18 protein-coding genes are annotated in these 18,969 nt (G+C 43.0%); 10 read left to right on the top strand and 8 right to left on the bottom strand.

The genetic code is table 11. The annotated features are described in order from the left end of the window. Nucleotides 1-155: 155 nt before the first annotated feature. From KFE98_16235 to KFE98_16215, 5 genes are all read left to right on the top strand, one after another. Nucleotides 156-1,985, top strand: coding sequence for a T9SS type A sorting domain-containing protein (locus tag KFE98_16235; GenBank protein UTW61547.1), 1,830 nt, complete (start codon nt 156-158; stop codon nt 1,983-1,985). 54 nt (nt 1,986-2,039) lie between these two features. Beyond that, nucleotides 2,040-2,339: a hypothetical protein gene (locus KFE98_16230; protein ID UTW61546.1), complete on the top strand. Its 300-nt coding sequence runs from the start codon at nt 2,040-2,042 to the stop codon at nt 2,337-2,339. A 295-nt stretch (nt 2,340-2,634) separates the two neighbouring features. After that, on the top strand, nt 2,635-3,849 hold the full coding sequence (locus tag KFE98_16225; GenBank protein UTW61545.1) for a T9SS type A sorting domain-containing protein: 1,215 nt from the start codon (nt 2,635-2,637) through the stop codon (nt 3,847-3,849). Between the two features lie 55 nt (nt 3,850-3,904). Further along, nucleotides 3,905-4,570: a hypothetical protein gene (locus tag KFE98_16220; GenBank protein UTW61544.1), complete on the top strand. Its 666-nt coding sequence runs from the start codon at nt 3,905-3,907 to the stop codon at nt 4,568-4,570. A 37-nt stretch (nt 4,571-4,607) separates the two neighbouring features. Next, complete coding sequence (locus tag KFE98_16215) at nt 4,608-5,357, top strand: hypothetical protein (protein UTW61543.1); 750 nt, start codon at nt 4,608-4,610, stop codon at nt 5,355-5,357. Between the two features lie 91 nt (nt 5,358-5,448). On the opposite strand, the gene KFE98_16210 is transcribed toward KFE98_16215, so the two are convergent. Continuing rightward, nucleotides 5,449-6,051 (bottom strand): TetR/AcrR family transcriptional regulator, encoded by a 603-nt coding sequence (locus KFE98_16210; GenBank protein UTW61542.1) that lies wholly within the window; start codon nt 6,049-6,051, stop codon nt 5,449-5,451. A gap of 52 nt (nt 6,052-6,103) precedes the next feature. Here KFE98_16210 and KFE98_16205 point away from each other — a divergent pair, with 52 nt between their 5' ends. After that, complete coding sequence (locus tag KFE98_16205) at nt 6,104-6,967, top strand: alpha/beta hydrolase (protein ID UTW61541.1); 864 nt, start codon at nt 6,104-6,106, stop codon at nt 6,965-6,967. An 838-nt stretch (nt 6,968-7,805) separates the two neighbouring features. On the opposite strand, the gene trxA is transcribed toward KFE98_16205, so the two are convergent. Next, a complete protein-coding gene (trxA, locus tag KFE98_16200) occupies nt 7,806-8,123 on the bottom strand; it encodes a thioredoxin (GenBank protein ID UTW61540.1) in 318 nt (105 codons plus the stop codon). A gap of 680 nt (nt 8,124-8,803) precedes the next feature. On the opposite strand from trxA, the gene KFE98_16195 reads away from it, so the two are divergent. The 4 genes from KFE98_16195 (at nt 8,804) to KFE98_16180 (ending at nt 14,421) form a co-directional block, all read left to right on the top strand. Continuing rightward, nucleotides 8,804-9,928: a GWxTD domain-containing protein gene (locus tag KFE98_16195; protein UTW61539.1), complete on the top strand. Its 1,125-nt coding sequence runs from the start codon at nt 8,804-8,806 to the stop codon at nt 9,926-9,928. A 66-nt stretch (nt 9,929-9,994) separates the two neighbouring features. Next, entirely contained in the window at nt 9,995-11,071 is a 1,077-nt protein-coding gene (locus tag KFE98_16190) for a glycosyltransferase family 2 protein (GenBank protein ID UTW61538.1), read from the top strand. A 201-nt stretch (nt 11,072-11,272) separates the two neighbouring features. Then, nucleotides 11,273-13,582, top strand: coding sequence for a TonB-dependent receptor (locus KFE98_16185; GenBank protein ID UTW61537.1), 2,310 nt, complete (start codon nt 11,273-11,275; stop codon nt 13,580-13,582). Continuing rightward, nucleotides 13,579-14,421 carry a DUF4249 domain-containing protein gene (locus KFE98_16180; GenBank protein ID UTW61536.1) on the top strand — a complete coding sequence of 281 codons (843 nt, stop codon included), beginning with the start codon at nt 13,579-13,581 and terminating at the stop codon, nt 14,419-14,421. The genes KFE98_16185 and KFE98_16180 overlap by 4 nt, the downstream gene beginning before the upstream one ends. A gap of 1 nt (nt 14,422) precedes the next feature. Here KFE98_16180 and KFE98_16175 read toward each other — a convergent pair whose 3' ends face one another. From KFE98_16175 to KFE98_16150, 6 genes are all read right to left on the bottom strand, one after another. Continuing rightward, entirely contained in the window at nt 14,423-15,133 is a 711-nt protein-coding gene (locus tag KFE98_16175; protein UTW61535.1) for a hypothetical protein, read from the bottom strand. Further along, the gene (locus tag KFE98_16170) at nt 15,130-16,356 is read right to left on the bottom strand and encodes a hypothetical protein (protein UTW61534.1); all 1,227 of its coding nucleotides are present in this window, start codon (nt 16,354-16,356) and stop codon (nt 15,130-15,132) included. Before KFE98_16170 ends, KFE98_16175 begins: the two co-directional genes overlap by 4 nt. 14 nt (nt 16,357-16,370) lie before the next feature. Beyond that, a complete protein-coding gene (locus tag KFE98_16165; GenBank protein UTW61533.1) occupies nt 16,371-16,745 on the bottom strand; it encodes a hypothetical protein in 375 nt (124 codons plus the stop codon). Next, nucleotides 16,742-17,326, bottom strand: coding sequence for a sigma-70 family RNA polymerase sigma factor (locus KFE98_16160; protein ID UTW61532.1), 585 nt, complete (start codon nt 17,324-17,326; stop codon nt 16,742-16,744). Before KFE98_16160 ends, KFE98_16165 begins: the two co-directional genes overlap by 4 nt. A gap of 166 nt (nt 17,327-17,492) precedes the next feature. Continuing rightward, on the bottom strand, nt 17,493-18,041 hold the full coding sequence (locus tag KFE98_16155; GenBank protein UTW61531.1) for a hypothetical protein: 549 nt from the start codon (nt 18,039-18,041) through the stop codon (nt 17,493-17,495). Nucleotides 18,042-18,517: 476 nt separating this feature from the next. Next, a complete protein-coding gene (locus tag KFE98_16150) occupies nt 18,518-18,955 on the bottom strand; it encodes a helix-turn-helix transcriptional regulator (protein UTW61530.1) in 438 nt (145 codons plus the stop codon). Nucleotides 18,956-18,969: the final 14 nt, after the last annotated feature.

Below are 18,969 nucleotides of genomic sequence, written 5' to 3'. Positions count from 1 at the left end.
AATACGACTACACAAGCTGATGGCTTAATCAATGCTCAGAATTGAAACAAGTTTCCCTATTACGCGTAGGGAATAATTACGCTTTCAAAAGCCACTTATGTACCTGATCGCAAACTATAAACTTCAATTCCTCACAGCTGTTTGCAAAATCGTTGATGGGGATTGACAAAATGAGAATTCTACTCTTAATTATTCTGGCCATGGCTGGTGTTGGGACTGCGATGTCTCAAACTGGACCAGGGGGAGTTGGCAACTCCACCTCCAATGGTTTGTGGTTAAAGGCAAATAGTCTAAATCTATCCGATACCGATCCTATCGATACCTGGGATGATTCTTCAGGTAACTCTAACGATGGTAATTCCGGAGGAACTGGGCGACCACTTTATGTGGCAAGTAGCTCTATGAATAGTATGCCCGCAGTTCGATTTGACGGGGTTGTGGATACGATGACCATTCTGGATGATGCCCTATTGGATAATTCTTCCGGGCTCACCTATTTTGCCGTAGTGAGGCCCTCAAATTTGGACGGAACACCCCGTCCCATATTAGGCAAGCGCATTAGTTATGGTAGTTCAGACTATGCCTATACCTGGTTCTTTTTCGGAAGCAATACCTTGACCCTTGATATTAACACGGGTAATAATAGATTCAATACGAGTCCAACTACATTTTCTAACTCAACCAATTATCTACTAAATTTCAATTATGATGGTTCTTTGGCCGCCGCTTCCAGGTCAACCATATCAAGTGCGGGCACATTGGTTAAAACATCCACTGAATCATCTACTACCGTTCTTAACTCATCGGCAAACCTTACCCTTGCTGTGCTCAATTCTGGGGATGGAAGAGAATTTGGCGGAGACTATGCCGAATTAATCCAATATAACTTTTCGCTCAACGATGCTCAATCCATCATTGTGCACAATTACCTTTCTGCCAAATACAACATAGCCTTGACATCCAATGATGTTTACGATGAGGATGATAATGGTGACTACGATTACGAAGTGGCTGGGATTGGACAAGCCTCAGATGGATCGAATCATACTGAGGCTCAAGGTTCTGGTATTGTTAGAATGTTGGCAGCGAACGATTTAGACAACAGCGAGTTTTTAATTTGGGGGCATAACAATGAAGCTTTGAGTGCAACAGGAGTAACAGACCTACCCGCTACCATTCAGGCCAGACTTGCTCGTGATTGGTCGGCGAGTGAAACCGGAGAGGTCGGAACAACCACCGTTAGGTTTGATTTATCTGGGGTTCCCGGCTCCATTACCACCAGCGATCTAAGACTTCTTATCGATGCTGATGGAACCTATAGTTCCGGAGCGACCATTCTTGGCCCGCCTACTTCATTGGGCAGTAACGTTTACGAATGGACCGGAGTAGATATTGACAATAACGATCATTTTACCATTGGCTCGATCAATTCAGCTCAGACTCCCCTACCCGTAGAACTAATCGTATTTCATGCTAAAGGTGGACCTAACTCTGTCGTTGAACTTAGCTGGCAAACTGCTACCGAAATCAACAACCATTATTTCACCGTAGAACGGTCAAAAGACGCAGTAAAATGGTTTGAAGTTTCCAAGGCTGATGGAGCTGGAAATTCTTCCACATTATTGAATTATGCGTCCGTTGATAATAACCCATATGACGGTCTTTCCTATTATCGACTCAAGCAAACTGATTTTGATGGACAGTATAAATACTCCATGGTCAGAAGCGTTAACCTGGAAAAGCTTCAGAATTCATCAGTTGATATCTACCCCAATCCGACCCAAGAGAAATTCACCGTGAAAGCTGATCATTTGGAATTGGAGCAAATCATCCTTTTTAATAGCCTGGGAGAAAAGATCACAAAAGGGATTACTATCACCAGAGGCAAGGACCAAGGCATAGCAGATATTGACATTTCTGAGTTACAATCGGGAATGTACTACCTCTTAACCAAAACCACTGCGAACAAGGTATACAAGCAATAAAGCTCCTACGATTCCTGCTTTCTTTGTACGAAACATTAGGCACCATTAGACAGAATGGGATTCAAAGTACCCAAAGATACACCCGCCATGGAGCGAGAATTGATTTATCTCCTGGTTGACCTTTGTGTCAAATGGGGATTCTGTATTCCTCCGGATAGTTTCGAGCAAATTTCGAAAATGGACTATTACAACGACAATAACTTTGCTATAGACGTAGCTAAGGCTGAAGGATTAGACGAGCATTCAAGCTGGGTAAATAGGATAGCCGAACGATTCCGAGAAAGATTTGGAACCCATGAAATTGACGCTTCGACTTTTGTAGACCGAGTAAGGGGTGTAAAAGAAAATTGGTAATTCAAATTGCCAAGAACAACTTAGGAGTCTGCCACCTCCCTTTGGGTAAATCTTTTTCTTACGAAATCAACCATTCCAACTAACCTGAATCCATTACAGCCACAAAAAAGACCTCGCACGCAAAAAGCTCGGTACAAATACGCTCCATGCAATATCCTTCATTCGGAAACCATTCAAAACTAAGAGGCCCAACACCTGATTTGATGGTCCTCAATTAAGCCCTCAGCTTCTGGCATATATATTGCACGAAACAAGTCTGAAAAACAATCATTTACCCAACAAATCAATGACCACTATGCGAACCGTTTACTGCCTCCTATTCATTTTACTATTCACTTACTCACACGCTCAAGCTCAACGGAGCTACATCCTTTATGACACAACAGACTTCGGAGCAGACTATTCTTATTCTATTGCTGAATGGCATTATGTAGAAAATTCCATACGTCAAGATCGAATTTTGACTCCCCGACCAGCTGTCATTACTGCCGATTTTTTGGTATTGAATTGGAAATCGGGTATTCTGGTAACCAAAACCGATACTGGGCTCGTTCATATTGACGTAAAAACAGGAAAGGTAAGTTCCAGGAACTGGCCTTATCCACCCTTGGGAAGCCTCAACACTCTTTGTATGAAGTATGATGAGGCTGAAGATCGTATTTATACCCTGTATCAGAATGATAAATCTGAAGGATGGGTGGCTGAATACGATATAAAGACAAGTACTTTGATAAACGCCACCCGTATTTCCGAAGTCAATGGGGTATTTGTTTTCCCTCCGTTCATTTATAGTGCCTATACAGCGACGTTTGACACTCGAAACAACAGCTTCCTGGTTTACGGAGATGCAGGCATTTTAAACATCGATGCGAACAGTGGAATAGCCACTGCCAAACCGCTACCTATGGAAGCACAGCAGATCAACGCTCATATTTCGTTCCATTACGATGAATATGATGACATCTTTTATGCTGTTTTTCTGGATTCAAACGGACAAAACTCCTTCGCCAAATACGATTATGTCTCCAATTCATTTACCGAAAAACATAGCCTTAATCAAACGGCTTTCGGAAGTCAAATTTTCGATGCTTATTCTGATGTGTACGACAGCCAAGCCAAAAAGCTTATCGTCAGTAATTCTAAAGACCTCTGCCTTATAGACGTACACACTGGTCAGGTGGAAACCCGGTCGAGTTCCGTTCATGGTGTTCCCGCGAAAAAATTTATCATACTTACCGCTCCTTCCACGACCACTTCTCTAGTTGAAACCACCCGTCCTTCCATAAAATCATATCCAAAACCAGCCAGCGATCGCCTTTACCTGAGCGGGTTGAACCATGAGCCATGGCAGGCAACCTTGTTCAATTTAACCGGAAAGAAAACCATGGAATCTCAGCTAAATTCAGACCATCCCTCATTGGATGTTTCTTCCCTGGAGAATGGGCTTTATATTCTAAGAATTCAACAGGGTACGGAGACTATAACTCAGAAGGTGGTGATTAGGCATTGATTGGGATTAGGATTGGCAAATTCAGCACATTTGAAACCACCGGTCAAAGGCAATAATGAGAAAGATAGAACTCCTAAAATTGATCCAGTACCCTACCCTACTAATCCTTCTATTCACTTTGATGGGTTGTTCTACCGGTTTAAAGAAGATCGAGCGGCATCCATTTGAAATTGATCACTCCATTACCGGATATGATTTGGTGAGTGATGGCTATCGTTGGATGCCCGGCGTGGATGTTGTTTTGTTGGGTAAGAAGACAAAAGATACCTTGGATTATTATCAAACAGAATTTCCTACTGAGAATACTTTATACCAAGACGGAGATATGACCTTCCTCGAACTCGAAGAAGAAGAAATAATTCAAATTCCGGATACCCAAGTAACTGAAGTAAAAGAAGAAATGGCCCCTCTTGATATGCCTGACAGCATGTACAATCGAATTTGGTGGAACAACGATCCGAACTATAAAGAAGGGTTTAGAAAAGGGTCACCTATAAATCGATACTTCTATCTGACCCTGACCAAAGATGGTCTTGACCAATTCATGGATAAGATGGATTCTACTAAATACCGGTTAAGTAGGGGCGTAAATGTTCATGACAATTACGTTGATGAGTTCTTGATCCTCAATCTTCATTCAAAAGACACGTTTTTCTGCAGCGTTGAAGCTTTGGAGAATGGGAAGTTTAGGTTTCTGTCTTATTGTTCGGTTGGGAAGTGATTAAAATACCTTTGTACAAAAGAATTGATAATCAAAAATGGCAAAATTCAAACCATACCTATTGATCTTTTTGAATCTCTTTTCCATAGAAATGTTTGCGCAAAATAGTCCCGCTATTATTAGTGACTCGGACGGATTTACATATGTCCGTAGTGGACCGGGAATTGACTTTGACATTCTTGATACAATATTTAATAAGGAGTTCTTCTACTTCAAACCTGACAGGAATTCCAACTGGGTAGAAGTAACCGCTTGGAAAGGAAAACAAATCGAAGGCTTTATCAACAAGAGTAAAATTCAAGAAGTTAAAAACCTGGACAATGACACACTTAAGGAAATTGTATTTCAGGTACTCGACAAACAAAGAACTTTAGCTGATAACTTCACAGATGCCTGGAAAGCAAAGGATAGCATCGCTTACCGAAGGACCAGGAGAGAATTAGAATATTATAGCGAAACAAAATACGATCCAATTCTCCACGTAATTCCTGATTTTTTTTGTTCCACCAAAGACATTATCATAATTGACAGGCTCTTTGAGACAATGTGGGCAGACAAAGGTTCTGCAAATGAAATGCCTTCATTCTCAATTGGAGAATGCTTTAATTGCAATCCGGACTTAGTAATTGAAAGAATCAATAAAATCACAGATGAGGAGCAGAAAAAATTAGTCGTTGGTCACATTGTTTGGGGATTAATGAATCAGTTTGATGTCAATAAAGAGGGAGAATCAGAGGATAATAAGTACCATGAACTAATGGAAAAATTAGAAAACGCCAACTTCTAACCTGGCGTAATCCCTAATCGCCATAGTTTGCATTTACGACAAACCCATCATTTCTAATAATCGGTTGTTGAAAATGGTTCAATTAAAGGAACTAAAACGTCGCCATAACCCCATCATAGACCTTCATGCCACCATCACTCAAATAAGGCTTCAATAGCCTATTAACCATCTGACAATAAGCCTTTTCATTGTAAACATCCGAAGGGTACATTTGGAAATAAGCTGTACGGGCACTTCCGCTTAGGTACATGATGTAATGGAGATCTTCATCGCTCATTTCTTCTTTAAAATGACCTTGTTCATTTAGCTTATTCAGTAATTGCAGCCAGCTTTCTTTCCTGGTTTCAGCGGCTTTCATAGCCTCTGCATATACCTTCTGGAAATTTCTTTTGATCTCAATAAAGTCGATACTGAAAAATAAATACTTCAAGGTTATCGCATAACTTATGGATGGCAGAGTCAGGAAATAAACCAACAGATCCTCCTGGGAAGTAGGCTTTTGAAGAGCGGTTAACTCGGCATTCATGTCCTGGTGTAATTCCATAATCACATCCTCTTTGGTTGGATAGTGATAGGTAACATTTCCGTAACTCTTCTTATTCTCTTTCGCTACATCCCGTAAGGTTATGTTCATCACGCCGTGCCGGTTGAACAGTAATCTGCTTTGATCTTTTATGAGGGCTTTCGTCTTCATTTTGCTAAATTAGTCCATTTGGCCTAAATTTGCCATTTACTAATAATCTGGCATGAAAAGTATTTATAAATCTCCTCAAGCAAGAGAAAAGATTTTCCAACTCTACGATCAAAAATTAGCAAGTCTTGATTTTCCCTTGGAGGAAAAGGACCTCAACACCACTTACGGGCAAACTCGGGTGATAGTCTCAGGAAACCCTAAAGGACAGAAAGTGGTTCTGTTTCACGGAGTTCATGCCGGTTCCCCCCTAACGCTGGAGTGTATTAAAGGCCTTCAAAAAGACTATCAATTCTACGCGATTGATACGATAGGTCAAGCCACCAAAAGTGCAGATACCACCATCAATATTAAAGACGAGTCTTTTGCCCTCTGGGCGGATGAGGTATTGGACCAATTGGATGTTACAAGTGCTCATTTTATAGGCATTTCCTACGGTGCTTATATTCTGCAGAAGCTTATCACCCATCGCCCATCTAAAGTGGAAAAGTGCGTATTTATCGTGCCGAGCGGCTTGGCCAATGGTAATTTCTGGCCATCCATGACCAAACTTTCCATTCCGCTTATGAAGTATCAATTCTCGAAAAAGGACAAAGATCTTCGAGCCTTTGTTAAGCACTTTGTTCCGGAAGAGGATACCTACATGTTTGAATTTCAAAAAGCCATATTAACCGGCCTACACATGGATTTGAGAAGACCTCAAATTTTGCAAAAGAAGGATGTGGAACATTTCACCAATCCGGTATACCTGATCTTGGCTGACGACGACGTATTCTTCCCGGATGACAAGGTCCTAAAACAAGCAAAAGTTGTGTTCCAGAACCTAAAAGACGTTCACCTGCTGAAGGATTGCAAGCATATGCCGAATGGAACGCATCTCTTCGAAATGGAGCAAAAAATAAAACAATGGATTGGTTAGAAATAAGTTCTCCATCTTGCCCATGGCAACGAATTCATCTCCGGCAACTGAACAATTACCCATAAAAGAACTCGTTTTCGAGATGGAGGCTCGAATTATTATTCAAGATGATTTTTCTCTTCCGATGATTTATGAAAAAGAAGTGATTTGAATTAAAAACTGATCAGCACGATGGAGTCAGCGGGATTTGAACCTTAAAATTACGCTGAACGGAATCTAAACACTTATAAATATCACGTCGTAGATTCAATCTACGCCGAAACTATTCTATCAAAAGGAAGAATTCTGCGATCCAAAACAGATTCGAAAATTATAATTGCGCTCGACGGAATCTAAACATCAATCAATACCTCGTCGTAGATTCAATCTACGCCGAAACTATTCTATCAAAGGAAGAATTCTGTGATCCGAAACAGATTCGAACATTATAATTGCGCTCGACGGAATCTAAACTTTAATCAATACCTCGTCGTAGATTCAATCTACGACGAAACTATTCTATCAAAGGAAGAATTCTGTGATCCAAAACAGATTCGAACATTATAATTGCGCTCGACGAAATCTAAACATCAATCAATACCTCGTCGTAGATTCAATCTACGACGAAACTATTCTATCAAAGGAAGAATTCTGCGATCCAAAACAGATTCGAACATAATAATTGCGCTCGACGGAATCTAAACATCAATCAATACCTCGTCGTAGATTCAATCTACGACGAAACTATACGACATACCTAGGACTAAATCCAAAAACTATCCAATCCAAAACCCATAAAAAAACTCCCAAGCCAAAAATGACCGGGAGTTTCCTTTAAGAATTATGTGATGATCCCTGCTTACAGCTGTGCAGTAAGTTTGGATTCAAGTGCGCTTTTAGGTACGGCGCCAACCTGACGGTCAACAATTTCTCCGTTTTTCAAAAACAGAATAGTAGGAATGGAACGGATACCATATTTAGCAGCGGTACCTGGGTTGTTGTCCACATTTAGTTTTCCAATAACAGCCTTTCCTTCGTACTCCCCTGCCAATTGCTCCACGATAGGACCAACCATTTTACAAGGGCCACACCATTCTGCCCAAAAATCTACGATTACGGGCTTGTCGCTTTTCAAGGCCAACTCTTCAAAATTGGAATCGGTAAATTCTAATGCCATGATCTTTATTTAATAAGAAATGAATAATACTTCAAAGTCGAAAACAAATGTATTTAAATCAAGGGGTAATAGATTGTTCTTTGACGGACAATTGTCCACCCCGAGCGTTAATAACTCTTAATCAGTATCGAGGCTACTCCCTATGGACATCCATGGAGACTCCATTCATTTCATTTAATGAGAAACCAGGACGGTGAAATGCTTGGTGGAACGATAATTGTCCTTAAACTTGGGTGGTGGATGCCGAATACTAAAACTAAGCCTTTGTTTTCGGCCGCTTACACATTGATGGGCAACAGGCCTCTAAATTCTTTAGTTTTGCAAAGTATGAGTCGATTGTTTCTGATCTTATCTGTTTTTCTCGGGTTAAGTATGTCTTTGACAACGCATGCCCAGAAAAAGATACAAGCCTATTTTTCGTACAGTATCTTCCATGTTCCTGGAGGTGATCCGTATATCGAAACTTACCTATCGGTAAATGGAGAAACGGTGAAGTATGCCCCAATGCCCAGGGAAAATACCAGGCCGAAATTGAAGTAACCTACCTCTTCAAACAAAATGAGGAGATCAAGCAATTTGATAAATACAAGTTACTTAGCCCTGAACTGGCAGATGAGAAAGGAGACAAAGTAAACTTCCTCGATCAGCAGCGAATTGCCCTGCCCCAGGGTAGCTACCAGATGGAGATAAACATCCGGGACGTCAACAACAAGGGCAATGGATTTTCTGGTTCCCAAAAGATTGATGTTTATTTCGATTCTGGAAAAATCCAGTGGTCGACAATCGAATTGGTGGAATCTTACAAACCTGCTACTCAGGAAAGCAACTTTACCAAAAGTGGCATCGACATTATTCCCAATGTGACGGACTACTACCCTGATCATGTTGGATCGCTCAAGTTTTACACCGAGGTATACCACTCCGATTCGGTATTGAAAAGTGAAAAGTTTCTGATCAAGTACTACATTGCTCAATACGAAACGAATCAGCCCTTACCTCAATACATCGGTTTTATTCGCCAAAACCCGGCTCCGGTTGGAATCGTGTTGCGGGAATTCAATATTGAAAAATTAGCCAGTGGCAATTACCTACTGGTTGTTGAGGCTCGTGATCGTAGCAACAATTTGCTGTCCTTCACTTCCTCTTTCTTCCAGCGAAGCAATGTAGCTGCTGATACAGCTCAAATCGATTTGGATGAGGTCATCACCCAAATGACTTTTGTGGAGAAATACAACAATATAGATACGTTACAGGACTACGTTAGATCCATTCGACCTTTGGCCGATCGCGGTGAAGAATCCTTCATCGATCAGCAAACCAAGCGTAAGGCCGAGCCTGAAGTAGATGTATTGAAAAAGTTCCTTTACCACTTCTGGGCTAAGCGATATCCTTTGTCTGCTGGTGTGGAATGGGCCAAGTACCAAAAAGAAGTAGAAAAGGTGAACGCCTCCTTCGGCACCTCTATTCGCCAAGGATACGATACGGATCGCGGACGGGTTTACCTGAAGTATGGTCCTCCTAACAACCGTATCGAAGTTCCAAGTGAGCCTAACTCCTACCCGTACGAAATCTGGCATTATTTCAAAATCGCTAATCAAACCGATGGACGTTTCGTATTCTATAACGACGATCTGATTACCAATGACTTTACGCTACTCCACTCCACCGTATTTGGAGAAATTCAGAATGAGCGTTGGGAAATGATTCTGCAGAGCCGAAATACTCCAATGAACGACCTGGATCAGACTGATCCTGGAAACACTTACGGCTCTCGTGCCCGCTACTATTTCAACAACCCGAGATAAACTTCGGTTGTACGTTCAAAACGCTATCTTTGACGCCTTTTTAACAAAAGCACAAGAGCTCATCGGGTGACCACCTCAGTATCGAATAATACCCTTCCTGCCGGCCTCGGAGAAAATCCCAAGGTTGCGGTTGTCATCCTGTGCTGGAACGGAAAAAAGTACCTGGAAGAATTTCTTCCTCAGGTCTTACAAAACACCCACTACCCCAATACCGAAATCGTAGTTGCTGATAACTGTTCTACGGATGGCACACGGGAATTTGTTCAAGAGAAGTTTCCGGAAGTGGGATACGTTTTCAACGCTGAAAACAACGGATTTGCACAAGGCTATAACGACGCACTTAAGCAGGTAGAAGCAGACATATATGTACTGCTTAACCAGGATGCTACGGTGGCTGAAAACTGGGTAGCGCCCGTGGTGGACATGATGAAACAAGATCCTTGGTTGGCCGCAGCTCAACCCAAGGTAATTGCCGAACGTGAGCGGGAAAGATTTGAACATGCCGGTGCCTCGGGTGGTTTTCTGGACAAATGGGGATATCCGTTTTGCCGGGGACGTTTGTTTTTTCTCACTGAGGAAGATCAAGGACAGTACGATGATCCGGTAGAAATTTTCTGGGCCACAGGAGCCTGTATGTTTGTTCGAGCCGACCTGTACTGGAAAGCCGGCGGACTGGACAACGATTTCTTTGCCCACATGGAAGAGATTGACTTGTGCTGGCGTATCAAAAACATGGGCTACAGCATTAAGTGTATTCCAAGTTCGGTGGCCTATCATGTAGGTGGCGGAAGTCTGTCTTATGACAATCCCAAGAAGGCCTATCTCAATTTTCGCAACAGTTTGATCATGCTGATCAAAAACCTACCGCCCTACGAAGCGCTCTACATCATCCCCATTCGATTTGCATTAGACTTCCTGGCCTTAGTACGCATGGGAACGGAAGGAAATGTGAGGGCCATGTTTGCGGTATCCAAAGCCCATCGTCAGTTTCTCTACTATTTTCCGAAATGGTATAAAAAACGCCGCGAAGCCAAAAAGCTATGGGACCAACCTAATCTATCGGGCACCTACCCTAAAAGCCTGGTCTGGGAATTCTTTGGAAAAGGAAAGAAGAAGTTCTCTGATCTCAACTGGAAACCCTGAACAATTTTAAATGATCAGGTGAAATTTTCAATTTTCTGGAATGGAAATTGAGCGTTGAGCCTGAATATTGAAAATTGATATTGCACGTTTGTCGGCAAATTCCGAACTTTAACTCAACGCTAATGGTTTTGTATACTACGGGAACAACTTTCTGCGTTGCGTCTGGGAATTTATAATTCAAATTTTGTTTCTTCTAAGGGCATGAATCGATTGGGAACCTTTATTGCTTTATTGGCTGTGCTGCTGTCTTTTACCGGACTGGCACAAACGGTTACCTGGTCGGGACAAGTGAAAGATGGTGCTACTGGAGAGCCGCTGGGATTTGCCACCGTTTTTATCAAAGGCTCTACCCTCGGGACTTCCACCAATACTTATGGATATTTCTCCCTGACAGCCGACATCAGTAAACTTCCTAAAGATTCCCTTCAATTGGGAATTTCTTTTTTGGGCTACGAGACCTTTTACATCCCCGTATCGCACACGCAGTCTGCTCCTTTAAATGTGGAATTGAATGCCAAAAAAGAATCTCTCAAGGCGGTAGAAGTGGTGGGCGATCGATCGCAACAAGAGGAAGAAGTACATTCTACCCAAATGAGTACCATTCGAATTCCCATGAAACAGATTCGCCACATGCCTGCTATTGGTGGTGAGGTGGATATTATAAAGGTGATGCAACTGTTACCTGGCATTTCCGGTGGAATCGAGGGAACTACAGGTATGTTTGTTCGCGGCGGTGATGCCGATCAAAACCTGGTCCTGATGGATGAGGCAACGGTGTATGAGTACTCCCATTTGTTTGGATTTTTCTCCATTTTCAATACCGATGCGGTTAAAGACATTACCGTGATCAAAGGAGGTTTCCCGGCAGAATATGGCGGACGTCTCTCCTCTATTTTTGATGTCACCATGAAAGAAGGCAACGCCAAGAAACTATCAGGTTCTGGTGGAGTTGGTTTACTCTCCTCCCGGTTGACGGTGGAGGGCCCCATGCTGAACAAAAAGGCGTCGTTTGTGGTTTCCGGGCGGCGTACCTACATTGATCAAGTGGTGAAATTGGCAGGAGAAAACATTCCTTACTATTTCTACGACCTCAACGGAAAATTCCGAATTAACCTTTCTAAAAAAGACTTTCTACGCTACAGCATCTACTACGGTAAGGATGTACTGGCCATTGTGGATCGAGAGGGCGCTAACAACCGCAACGGATTTGGATTTGACAAACGAAACCTCACCAATACCTTAAGCTGGAACCATATCTACAACAAGAAACTCTTTTCAAAAGTCTCCTTCTTCAATTCCTTTTTCGACTATCAAATCAACGGTCGGTATGAGGATAATCAAATTCGGGTAAAATCTGACATCACCGATTATGGACTAAAAACCGATTATCAGTGGTATCGAAAAAGTGATCACACCGTAAAGTTTGGAGCCCTCTTTACGCATCACATCTTTAAGCCCAACCTTATTAATACCCAAGGAGAGATTTCGGAATACCTGGAAAGTCAATCTCAACCCAACCTCACCTTTCAAGAATATGCGGCGTATGGACAATCAGAACATCGGTTCTTTGGAAGTCTGCTAGCGGTAAATGCGGGTCTACGCTTTTCAGCCAGTAATACGGGCAAAAAATGGTATGCTGGAATTGAACCCAGAATTAACGCGAAATATAGCCTGACCGAAAACGATGTGGTGAAGGCCAGCTATTCGAGAATGAATCAATACATGCATCGGGTGTCCAGTTCAGCTGTAGCCTTGCCTACGGATATGTGGTACCCCATTACCGAAAAGGTGAAACCTCTGAATGCAGATCAAATTGCCGTGGGATACGAACACCTTTTCAAGAAGCCGGGTCTGCGCTTTTCCTTCGAGAGTTATTACAAATGGATGAACAACCTGATCGAATACCGCGAAGGTGCCAACCTGATCCTCAACAACGAATTTGAAGATGAACTGATTCAGGGAAGTGGTGATGCCTATGGATTTGAATTCCTCCTCAAAAGAAATGAAGGCCGAATTTATGGCTGGGTAGCCTATACCCTATCCTGGTCAACTCGAGACTTTGATGAACTTAATGGCGGTAAGCAATACTTTGCCCGTTACGATCGGCGACATGACGTTTCGGTAGCCCTCAATTTTAAAATCACCAAGCGACTGCACTTCTCCACCATCTGGGTATATGCCACCGGATCTCGTTTTACGGCTCAAACTGGGCAGTACCTGGCACCGAACCCTTCACTAAGTGGTGTGGAAGTCGTCCCGATTTATTCGGATCGAAATGCCGTTAAGATGTCCGATTCACACCGCCTGGATGTCAACCTGATTATAAAACCCAAAGAAAAAGCCAACCGCAAATGGTACGGTGAATGGCATATTGGGGCATACAACGTATACAACCGGGCCACGCCTTACCAAATCGAAATTGTTCCACGCGACGATGGACTGGGTTACAAATACTCCCAACCGGGACTGTTTGGTTTCCTTCCTTCCATTGCTTATAACTACAGATTTTGAAAAATTGGATCTATCCCATAGCATTGCTTGCCTTGGTCAGCTCCTGCCGGCCCAAGCCCATTGATATTGATGTGCCTCAGGCTGAATCGAAATTGGTGGTATCGAGTATTTCTGTTCCGGATCGGATATTGGTCATCAACGTATCCCGATCCTTTACGGCATTGGAACAATCTCCCGTAGGGGAAGGTGGAGATACAGCCCTACTCAACCAACTTTTTGTAAGCGGGTGTCAGGTTTTTCTAAGCAACGGCAACGAATCTCAACGGCTGCTGGATTTGGGCAATGGCATGTATGCCGGAACCGAAGTTACCAGAGTAGTCGATAAAGAATACGAGCTTACGGTTTACGATCCGAAGAAGGATCAGCAGGTATCCTCCAAAACACTGGTTCCTCCCCAGGTTTCACTCAACAATGTTACGGCCCAAAAGCGATACCGCTATGAGCGATTTGAAATTGTGGTTGACTTTACCTTTACCAATACCTCTGGAGGAAGCCACTACCTGGTAAACTGCTATGCCAATTCTGACGAAGGAGCTACCTACGAAAACTTTGCGTTGACTTATGGACGTTCTGAATCAACCCTGATTGAGCATTCTGCCTTTGGCGAGCCCTACAATGGAAGTATAGTTTTGAGTGATTGGGACAATGACACCATCCTCGTCTCCTTATCCGAAATCACGTCTGAATACTACGACTATTTACAGGCACGGGATCGCGCCAGTACTTCAGTTCCCTTTTTGAGTGAGCCGGTGTCTCTTCCCACCAATGTGGAAGGTGGATATGGCTTTTTTACAGCCCATTTTCCAGATGCCAGGGCCGTGGAAGTAAAACCTCAATAAATCACATCTTTATTTCCCGCATCTTCTTTCCCTTGGTGGTAATCAAAGTGATGTTGTAGTTGGCGATTCTGGCCGTTAATCCTCTACCAAAAGACACTCTAATATTGGTATAACGAACAAAAACATCCCGATTGAGGCTGCCCAATTCCTTGCGTATTTCGGGCGGAAGCATATCCCCCTCTACATCTACCGAACGAGATCCTTCAGGACCAATGTAGTTGACGGTAAATGATGTTACCCTTAGCCTTTGTTTGTAATTAGGAGCAGCGGCATAAATGCGATTAGGAACCAACTGAAGGTCAAACAAAAAAGAATCAGATGGCACCTGCTGAATATAAGGCTTGAGCTCAGGATAAACCTTAAATCGACGGATGGCGGTTAGTTCTATTCCCTCTGCTGTAGAATCAAAAATCTGAAGCCAAACGGTATCGTTTTGCAATGGACGTATCCAAGTGGTATCTCCCGATTTTCGAAGAGTTCCTCCAAGTACCTCAAGGGTAAAATTCTTGGTACTGTCTTCCACAGTAAAAAACATCGGATGTTCTACATTTTGAAACAAGTATCGGTATTCAGGATCAAAGACAATGGGTGTTTTGGGCCGTTCTACCTTGAACTCGGTGTGGGTTTGTGAGCGTGTGTTTATACCGAGTGTGAGTACGAGAATGAATACGAGTAATGTGCTTTTTCTTATTTGATTTGCTGGTATTTTCATTGCCATCCCTCGGAGATTTTGTTGCCGGCCAATTTTTCGAACTCCTGGGCGGTCATCAACTCCATGGTAAAGGTATGGGAATTGCTGCCGGGTTCAATTTTATTGAAAGACTCGTCGATGCTCACTGCTATGGTTGAACCACTATCCATTACGGACCAAATCATTTGATCCATCCCGGGGTAGTAGTTTAGATCTTTAGCACTTCCTTTTACAATAGCGGTAGTTTCCCAAAGTACCAAGGTCGCAGAGTTGAGTTTTAGCTCTTCCCCTTCGAGGGTTTGGTAAGAGGCTAAAAGTCGCTGTGAATTGGGGTTGTGGTAGAAGTAATCGGAATTCCAAATCCCAAATTGATTGATCGCAAAGGTTCGCTGAAGGTTTAACTCTTGTTGGGCCCGTTTTCCAAGGGTAAAGCGACGTGCCTTCATCTGCTCTTGCTGGGCCCGAAGCTTTTCCGCTTTCTTCTCGTATTTGACTTTAAGATCATCCCGACGTTTTTCTACAGCAAGCAATTCCTTTTCGTAAGTAGCAAACAAAGCCTCGTATCGATCATTGGCCTGTGCCCAGCTTTCTTCGGGAACCACCAAATCGGATAGAAAACAAAGGGGATTGGGGATTCCCGGCTCAGGGTTTCGCTGACTAAAACAGACCAAAAATTCGGAAGCACCCTTTCCTCTGCTTATATCCACGTTGTTCCAGGTAAAACCTCCGTACTTGGCTTGGTACACGGTATCCCGATCGCTTACCTGAAAGCGATATCCCTGAAAGCTCTGCAACTCCGGAAACTCCCGATGATTGGCCTTAATGGAGAATTTCTCTTGGTCTGCGCTTTCCAATAATGGCTTGGCCGGAGGACTTTGCAACATGCCCTGATATAGCGCTTCTTCCTGTTCCAACTTAGCTTTGAGTCGTTTCAATTTCTTCGTGGAAATCGTTCCGGCGGTATCCTTCCGAACGAATTTCCAGGTGCCCGTTTCTTCTTCAAGAATATATTGGTTGAAGTGATCCCGCTGATCAGAAGATAGAAGTGTCACTTCCAATTCTTTCTCCGGATGAACATAAAGTGGCTCGCCGTTTTGAAAAGCTCTTAACTCAAACATTCCTGCAGATTCAAAGGGAAAGGAGCCCTTGAGGGTGTCGTAAGTCATCGGAATTCCAGACAGAAATATGGACTTCTGATCCATGTATTCGCGGTAAAACAGCTGGATGGGACCTACGGGAATCATCCCGTTCTCGTCGACTATTCCTCCTCGGGAATAAAGATTTGTGCTCCGGTTGAAGTTTTTAGATACTTGTCTGCATCAAGATTCTTTACCTCCAACTGCTCATAGCTGGGCAGACCTCCGGCCAGTGGAGAAGAAAAGTACTCTGGCGGTTGAAACTCGGTATTGGATATTTCGGCTGGAAGGGAATCGTCTTTAAAATACCAGATTCCGCCGGCCAAAAGGAGCGCCAGCATGGCGCTCAATCCCCAGGTTTTCCAGGACTTAAATCCAGAGGAACTACCTGAACTCATTTCTTCGTGAAGCTTGAGCACTTCGTCAAAATTCTGGTATTTCAACGCCTCCTCATCGCTAAACTGCTGATGTTCGTTTCCTGATTTTATCGTTGTCATGATTTCTTGCTTTTGATCATTCGGCGCATTTTGTCTACCACCCGGTGCACCTTCACCCGGGCATTGGTTTCGGTTAATTGAAGAATCTCCGCAATTTCGCGGAAGGAGCGCTGTTCGAAAAACCGCAATTCAATCAATTCCACATCGGCTTGGGGTAGTTCTCGAAGCAATTGAATAAGCAGACTTCTGCGCTCCTCTGGATTCTGGTCGTGGAGTTCTTCTCCCCCCCAATCGGCCATGGTTTCCGAATCACGATCTGATACAAAAAGGGTTCGTTCCTTTTTTAACTGGCGGTAATGGTTATTCACCTCATTGGAAGCCAAACGAAACAACCAGGATCCAAAGGCTATTCCACGAGGCTCAAATCGATGTAGCTGATGCAAGGCCTTGGCAAAAACAAGGGAGGTAATGTCTCCCGCATCGTGATGGCTGCCCACGCGTTGACGTACAAAACGAAAAACGGGTAAAAAATAGCGTTTATACAACACCTCAAACTGAGCAGAATCCTTTTGAGCCCGCTTGATTTCGAGGGCTTCCTGCTCGAGAACGGTTTGCTTTGATGAAGTGGAATTGGAACTCATTTTGTTCGACGCTTTGATAGGATAACGCCAGGATACAAAAGTGTTACATTCCTTTTTTTCGATTTTTTATTCAAATGGGTCAGCCTTCGATTGCATTTGGCCTTTTTCAGAAAGCTTATCGAAAACCAAAAGTCGATTTTAAAAAGGTGGTATTCTGATTTTGGGTTTACAGGCTTATTCCCCAAAATCCACTGTGCCAAAGGAATTCGATAACGATAACCCCAAAGGCGATTGCCCAGGATTTACTCTCAGAAACGGGTGCCAAATGGCGGATGACTTTGGTGAGTAGTAACCAAGCCCAAAATTTTGCTCCCCATTTGATATAACCCACATATCCATCAGGTCTGAAATACCAGTTAACATCCCAAGTTGAAGCATAGATAGGCAGCCCAATCATGAGCATATAGGGAAATGCCTTCTTAAAAGTCACCTCCTCAAATCCATTGCGTTTGAGAACCACTGCTACAATGTAGGTGGGCAACAAAAAAGTAAGTACCAATCCAACCAATCGCCCTGCATAAAAGGCCACCCAATCTCCGGTAGTCATGTGAAACTTGGGATCGTAATGTGCTCCCATATCAATAGCAAATACCAGAACAATACCCAAGATCATCCATTGCGAAGTGGTAAAAATGTGCCTCTCCTCTTTGAAACTCCGAAAGGATGCAGTTGGTTTAAAAGGGGTTATTAACAGGTATTTTAGCGCCTCAAGCATGGGGGGCGAAGGTAATTAGAAATGGATGATGAAATGAGCATGACGGCCGTCAGAAAATGCCGACTTTCGATTTTTAACTCATAAACCAGCGATTCAGAATGTAGAGAAATGAAAAAAGTAGGACTATTAGCAGAATGGAAGCCAGTGAACAACCCCATCGCCCTTTGGCTTTATCCGATTCAGCGATATTATTCAGGTGTATTTCGCATTCTTTCTGAGTGAGAAAAAAACCTCTCCAAGCCATATCAGGTATGGAAAGGCACCAAATGGTATGGCAATGATTACATCGATAAACCTCCTCGACTTTTTCGAAATCGTCGTTCTCCCACTTCAGTCTTTCTAAATAATGGGATGCCTTGAGTTTATCTTGGAGAAGTTGCTCGAATTCAAGAAACTGAGCCTCTGATTTAAATCCAAAATTTTCGGTGTCAAAACAATGTTGGCACATGGTCTGAGCCAAGGTAATAAATCGAAAATTACCCGGCCGCTATCATTTCCACCTTAGCCTTGTAGTTCTTTACCGTTAGTTGAAAGGCCTCTTCCTTGTTCTCTTTTACCCATTCCAGGCGTTCATCTTTTTGTAGGTCCGGGTGAAACTCACGTAAGTGCTCATCGCTCCATAGGGTGAGTTCAAGAATCACCGGAGCCAGGGCCAGTCCCCTTTCCGTTAAAAGATAGATGTTGGTCTTTTTGTTGTGTGGCAACTTCTCCTTGGTAATCAGTCCAAAGCTCTCCAGGTTTTTTAAGCGGGTTGAAAGTATGTTGGTGGCAATGGCTTCTGTACTGTCCGTAAAATCCTTAAAAGTGGTTTTCCCCTCGATCAGCATTTGTTTAACAATTACGATGGTCCATTTATCACCTATAATATCTACGGCGGAGGTGATCGGACATTGACATCGAAAAGAATGATTCATAATAATTCCCCTGA

It is taken from the genome of bacterium SCSIO 12741, from assembly GCA_024398055.1.
Classification (GTDB): Bacteria; Bacteroidota; Bacteroidia; order Flavobacteriales_G; family Salibacteraceae; genus SCSIO-12741.
This window is presented reverse-complemented; position numbering and strand designations above follow the sequence as displayed.